Here is a 6,978-nt window from a genome sequence, read left to right on the forward strand (position 1 = left end):
CCCCGACAGGGGGGTCTCCGTGAGGCCGGTCAGCGGCTTCCAGACCACCTCGTAGCGCCAGGAGTCCACCACCGAGTCGACCTGGCGGCGCTGCCGCCACGAGGACAGCACCGGCAGGACGGACTCCAGCTCCTCGGGTGCCCGGCCGATCTCCAGCGCCTCGGCCAGCCCGGCCAGGTCCTGGTTCTCGACCGCCCGCCAGAACCGGGCCTCGGCCGGGTCGGCCACGAGGCTCCCCAGGTCGATGGACCGGGGCCAGTAGCGCTCGCGCTGGAAGGCGTACGTCGGCAGGGCGACGCGCCGGCCGGCGGGCAGCACCTCGGACCAGTCGATCGCGGCGCCCGCCGTCCAGAGCGCGGCCAGGGCGGCCAGAGCGCTCTCGTGCTCCTCCCGGTCCTTGCGCAGCAGCGGCGCGCCCACGGCGTCGGGCACCAACGGGGCGGCGAGAGCGGTCAGTACGCCGTCCGGGCCGACCTCCAGGAAGCGGGTCACGCCCTGGCCGTGCAGGGCCTCGACGCCGTCGGCGAAGCGGACGGCCTCGCGGACCTGGCGCACCCAGTACTCCGGCGTGGTCAGCAGACCCGGCTCGGCGGGCGAGCCGGTCAGCGTCGACACGATCGGGACCTTCGGCTCGGCGAAGGTCAAGTCGGCCAGGACGGAGGCGAATTCGGCGAGCATCGGCTCCATCAGGGCCGAGTGGAAGGCGTGCGAGACGGCCAAGCGACGGGTCTTGCGGCCCTCGGCCGACCAGCGCGCCGCGAACTCCTCGACAACCTCCGTCGGCCCCGAAACCACCACCGAGGCAGGCCCGTTGACGGCGGCGACGTCCAGGCGGCCGCCGATCTCCGAACGCACCTCGGCCTCGCCGGCCTGCACCGCCAGCATCACCCCGCCGCTCGGCAGCGCGTCCATCAAACGGCCCCGCGCCGCCACCAGGGCGCACGCGTCCGCCAGCGAGAACACCCCGGCGCAGTGCGCCGCCGCCACCTCACCGATCGAGTGCCCGAGCAGCACGTCCGGAACCACACCCCAGGACTCCAGCAGCCGGAACGACGCCACCTCGACCGCGAACAGCCCGGCCTGCGCCCACACCGTACGGTCCAGATCCTCCGCACCCGCGAAGACGACGTCCTTCACCGGACGGTCCAGCAGCAGGTCGAACTCCGCACAGACCGCGTCGAAGGCCTCGGCGAACACCGGGAACACCTCGTACAACCCGGCACCCATGCCGACCCGCTGCGCACCCTGACCGGTGAACAGGAACGCCGTCCGGCCCTCGGCCGTGACGCCCGAGACCACCCGCGCCGACGGCTCGCCCGCCGCCAGCGCCGCCAGACCCTCCAGCAGCGCCGCCCGGCCGTCGCCGAGCACCACCGCGCGGTGGGCCAGCCCGGCCCGCCCGGTCGCCAGCGACCACGCCACGTCCTGCGGACGGGCGTCGGTGTCCAACGCCCCGGCCAGCCGCGCCGCCTGGGCCTTCAACGCCCCGGCGCTCTGCGCCGACACCACCCACGGCGTCGGCCCGGCGGCCTCCTCGGCCGGCGCCGTCTCCTCGACCGGCGGCGCCTGCTCCAGCAGGACGTGGGCGTTGGTCCCGCTGATCCCGAAGGCGGAGACGCCCGCCCGGCGCGGGCGACCGGCCTCCGGCCACGGCCGGGCCTCGGTCAGCAGTTCCACCGCGCCCGCCGACCAGTCCACCTGCGGCGTCGGCTCGTCCACGTGCAGGGTGGCCGGCAGCACACCGTTGCGCATCGCCTGCACGGCCTTGATCACGCCCGCCACACCGGCGGCGGCCTGGGTGTGGCCCAGGTTGGACTTCACCGATCCCAGCCAGAGCGGCTCGCCGTCGCGGCCCCGGCCGTAGGTGGACAGCAGCGCCTGCGCCTCGATCGGGTCCCCGAGCCGGGTCCCCGTCCCGTGCGCCTCCACCGCGTCCACGTCCGAGACCGACAGCCCCGCGTTGGCCAGCGCCTGCCGGATCACCCGCTCCTGCGAGGGCCCGTTCGGCGCGGTGAGGCCGTTGGACGCACCGTCCTGGTTGACGGCGCTCCCCCGGACCACCGCGAGCACCTGGTGCCCGTTGCGCCGGGCGTCCGACAGCCGCTCCAGCACCAGCACGCCGACGCCCTCGCCCCAGCCCGTACCGTCCGCCGCGGCCGCGAAGGCCTTGCAGCGGCCGTCCGAGGCCAGGCCGCCCTGCCGGTTGAACTCGCCGAACGCGCCGGCGTTCACCATCACGGCGACGCCGCCGGCCAGCGCCATGCCGCACTCGCCCACCCGCAGCGCCTGCACCGCGAGGTGCAGCGCCACCAGCGAGGACGAGCAGGCCGTGTCCACCGTGACCGCCGGACCCTCCAGGCCGAACACGTACGAGACGCGGCCCGAGATCACGCTGTTGGCGGTGCCGGACAGCACGTGCCCCTCGACCCCGTCGAGCAGCTGGCCGTGGCCGTAGCCCGAGGACGAGGCGCCCGCGAAGACGCCCGTCCGGCTGCCGCGCACCTCGTGCGGATCGATGCCGGCGTCCTCGAAGGCCTCCCAGGACGCCTCCAGCAGCAGCCGCTGCTGCGGGTCCATCGCCAGCGCCTCGCGCGGCGAGATCCCGAACAGCCCGGCGTCGAACTCGGTGGCGTCGTCCACGAAGCCGCCGACGGCGTTGTCCACGCCCGGCACCCGGTCCGGCCAGCCGCGGTCGACGGGGAAGGAGGAGAGCGCGTCGGCGCCGTCGGCCACCAAGGTCCACAGGTCCCCGGGCGAGCGGACGCCGCCGGGGAAACGGCAGCCGATGCCGACGATCGCGATCGGCTCGTCCAGGCCGGCCGGGGCCGGCGCCGAGCCGGCGCCGGCGCCGGCCGGGCCCGCCTCGGCTCCGAGGTCCAACTCCCGTTCCAGGTAGGCCACCAGGGCGGTCGGCGTCGGGTGGTCGAACACCATGGTCGCGGGCAGCCGCAGGCCGGTCTCCCGGTTCAGCCGGTTGCGCAGCTCGACCGCCGTGAGCGACTCGAAGCCCAGGTCCTTGAAGGTCCGCGCGGCCTCGACGGCCCGGACGTCCGGGTGCTTGAGCACGGCGGCGACCTCGGTGCGGACCAGGTCCAGCAGGATCTGTCGTCGCTGCGCCTCGGGCAGCGGGGCGAGCCGGCGGCCGAGGTCCGGGCGCCGGTCCTCGCCGGCCGGCTCCTCGTCCGCCGTCCGCGCCTCGGGGAGGTCGGCCAGCAGCGGGCTGACCCGGGTGGCGGTGAAGGTGTCGACGAAGCGGGGCCAGTCGATGTCGGCGACGGTCAGGCAGTCCTCGCCCGCGTCGACGGCCCCGGCCAGCGCCTCGATCGCCAGGTCCGGGTCCATCGGCACCATGCCGCGCTCGCGCAGGTGGTCACGGACGGCGTCGGTCGACACCATGCCCACCTCGCCCCAGGCGCCCCAGGAGACCGAGGTGCCGGGCAGGCCCTCGGCCCGGCGCCGGAGGACCAGCGCGTCCAGGTAGGCGTTCGCGGCCGCGTAGGCCGCCTGGCCGCCGCTGCCCCAGATCCCGGCGCCCGAACCGAAGGTGACGAACATCCGCAGGTCCAGGCCCCGGGTCAGCTCGTCCAGGTGCAGCGCGCCGGCAACCTTGCCGCCGAGCACCTCGGCCAGCTCCGCCGGGCCGGTGCGGTCCAGCATCATGGCCTGGCCGACGCCGGCCGCGTGCACCACGCCGACCAGCGGGAACTCCCCCGGGATCCGCGCCAGCACGCCGGCCAGCGACTCCCGGTCGGTCAGGTCGCAGGCGGCCACGGTCACCCGGGTGCCCAGCGCGGTCAGCTCCGCGACCAGGTCCGCCACGCCCGGCGCCGCCGTGCCGCGCCGGCCGAGCAGGGTCAGGTGCGGCACGCCGCGGCCGGCCAGCCAGCGGGCGACGACCGCGCCGAGCGCGCCGGTACCGCCGGTGACCAGCACCGAGCCGGGCAGTTCGAGCGTCGTCCCGGCCGCGCGCGGGGCGCGGGCCAGGCGGCGGGCGAACACCCCGGAGCCGCGCACGGCGAGTTGGTCCTCGTCCCCGGCGGCGCCGCCGAGCAGCGCCACCAGCCGGGCTCCGGCCCGGGCGTCCAGGACGGCCGGAAGGTCGATCAGCCCGCCCCAGCGGCGCGGGTACTCCAGCGCGGCGACCCGGCCGAGGCCCCAGGCCAGCGCCTGGACGGGGCTGCGCAACGGGTCCGCGCGGCCGATCGACACCGCGCCGCCGGTGAGCGACCAGAGCGGCGCGTCGAGGTCGGCGTCGCCGAGGGCCTGGAGCAGGGTGACGGTCGCGGCCGGCCCGGCCGGGGCCTGCGGTGCGTCCTCGGCGCTCGCCAGCAGCGAGACCGCACCCGTGGCGGAGCCGACGGCGCTCAGCCGTTCGGCGAGCTCCGTACGGTCGGCGTCGGCGGCGACGGTCAGCTCGACCACCTCGGCCCCGGCCGAGCGCAGCAGGTCGGCGACCTCCCCGCCGTTCCCGCCCTCCGGGAGGGCGAGCAGCCAGCGGCCGCCCAGCCGGGGGTGCGCGGGCAGGTCGGGGACGGGGGTCCAGGTGACCCGGTAGCGCCAGGAGTCGACGGTCGCCCCCCGGCGGCGGCCGCGGTGCCAGCCGGCCAGCGCGGGCAGCACCGCGTCCAGGACCCCGGGCGCCTCGTCCAGCCGCAGGGTGGCGGCCAGTTCCTCGGCGTCGCCGCGCTCGACGGCGTCCCAGAACCCGCTCTCGGCGGGGTCGCCGCCCCCGGCCGCCCGCGCCCGGGCGGGCAGCGGGTCGGGCCAGTAGCGGCGGCGCTGGAAGGCGTACGTGGGCAGCGCGGTGCGCGTGCCGCCGGCGAAGGCCGCCGACCAGTCGACGGCGACCCCGGCGGTCCACAGCTCGGCGGCGCCCGCCAGGAGGCGGTCCGGGCCGCCGTCCTCGCGGCGCAGCGTGCCGGTGACCGTCACCGGGGTGCCTGCCTGGTCCGCGGTGTCCTGGATGCCGATGGTGAGCACCGGGTGCGGGCTGCTCTCCACGAACACCGAGCGGCCGTCGGCCAGCAGGGCGCGGGTGGCCTGCTCGAAGCGGACGGTGGAGCGCAGGTTGTCGTACCAGTAGCCGGCGTCCATCCGCGCGGTGTCGATCGGCGCGCCGGTGACGGTCGAGTAGAAGGCGATGCCGCTGGAGCCGGGGGTGATCGGCGCGAGGTCGGCGAGGATGCGCTCGCGCAGCTCCTCGACCTGCGGGGAGTGCGAGGCGTAGTCCACCGGGATGCGACGGGCGCGCACCTCCCGGGCCTCGCAGAGCGCCAGCAGCTCCTCGACGGGGCCGGCCTCGCCGGAGACCACGGTGGAGGCGGGGCCGTTCTCCGCCGCGACGCAGAGGCCCTCGCCCCAGGGGGCGATCAGCTCGGTGGCCCGCTCCCGGCCGACGGGCAGCGAGACCATGCCGCCGCGGCCCGCGAGGGCGGCGAGCGCCCGGCTGCGCAGCGCCACGACCCGGGCGCCGTCCTCCAGCGTCAGGCCGCCGGCGACGCAGGCCGCGGCGATCTCGCCCTGGGAGTGGCCGACGACCGCGGCCGGGCGGACGCCGACCGAGCGCCAGGCCTCGGCCAGCGACACCATGACCGCCCAGAGCACCGGCTGGACGACGTCCACCCGGCTCAGGTCGGGGGCGTCCGGCGCGCCGCCCAGCACCTCGGACAGCGACCAGGGGACGTACGGCGCGAGCGCCGCCTCGCACTGCTCCAGCCGCTGCCGGAACGCCGGTGAGGCGTCCCGGAGTTCACGGGCCATCGCGGCCCACTGGCTGCCCTGGCCGGGGAAGACGAAGACCACCCCGGTGCCGCCGGCGGCCTCGCCGCGCACCAGGTTGGCCGCCGACTCCCCGTCGGCCAGCGCCTGCAGGCCGGCCAGCAGTTCCGCGCGCTCGGCGCCGAGCACCACGGCGCGGCTGGGCAGCGCGGCCCGGGTCAGCAGGGAGCGGGCGACGTCCACCGGCCGCGGGGCGTCGTCCGCGGTCATGGCGTCGCGCAGCCGGACGGCCTGGCCGCGCAGCCCGTCCGCCGTCTTCGCGGCCAGCGGCCACGGCAGCGGGCCGGTGGTGAGCGCGGGCCCGGTGCCCTCGGCGGGGGCGGTGCCCTCGGGGGCGGCGGCGGGCTCGACGGGCTCGGGCTCCGGGGCCTGCTCCAGGATGACGTGGGCGTTGGTGCCGCTCATCCCGAACGAGGAGACCGCCGAGCGGCGGGGCCGGTCGGCGGCCGGCCACGGCCGCGGCTCGGTCAGCAGCCGGACCGTGCCGGGCGACCAGTCGACCTGGGCGGAGGGCCGTCGCGCGTGCAGCGTGGGCGGCAGGGTGCCGTCGCGCATCGCCATGACCATCTTGATGACGCCCGCCACCCCGGCGGCGGACTGGGTGTGGCCGATGTTGGACTTGATCGAGCCGAGCCAGAGCGGGCGTTCGGCGGAGCGGCCGCGCCCGTAGGTGGCCAGCAGCGCCCGGGCCTCGATCGGGTCGCCGAGCCGGGTGCCGGTGCCGTGGCCCTCCACGGCGTCCACGTCCTCGACGCTCAGCCGGGCGTTGGCCAGCGCCCGTCGGATCACCCGTTCCTGCGCCGGGCCGTTCGGGGCGGTGAGACCGTTGGAGGCGCCGTCCTGGTTGATCGCGCTGCCGCGGACCACCGCGAGCACCTGGTGGCCGCGGCGCCGAGCGTCGCTGAGCCGTTCGACCAGCAGCAGGCCGATGCCCTCGGACCAGCCCGCGCCGTCGGCCTCGTCGGAGAACGCCTTGCAGCGGCCGTCCGAGGCCAGACCGCCCTGGCGGCCGAACTCGACGATCTGCATCGGGGTGGTCATCACCGTGACGCCGCCGACCAGCGCCAGGTCGCAACCGCCCTCGCGCAGCGACTGGACGGCCAGGTGCAGCGCGACCAGGGAGGAGGAACAGGCGGTGTCCACGGTGACCGCCGGGCCCTCCAGGCCGAAGGTGTACGACACCCGGCCGGAGGCGATGCT

At 77.0% G+C, this 6,978-nt stretch carries 1 protein-coding gene; it reads right to left on the bottom strand.

Annotated elements, in window-relative coordinates; all coding sequences use genetic code 11:
• The coding region (locus tag ACIQOV_RS19610) for a type I polyketide synthase (RefSeq protein WP_401050019.1) at positions 1–6,978 on the bottom strand (6,978 nt) is incomplete at both ends.

The organism is Kitasatospora sp. NPDC091257 (assembly GCF_044757675.1).
Classification (GTDB): domain Bacteria; phylum Actinomycetota; class Actinomycetes; order Streptomycetales; family Streptomycetaceae; genus Kitasatospora; species Kitasatospora lactacystinica.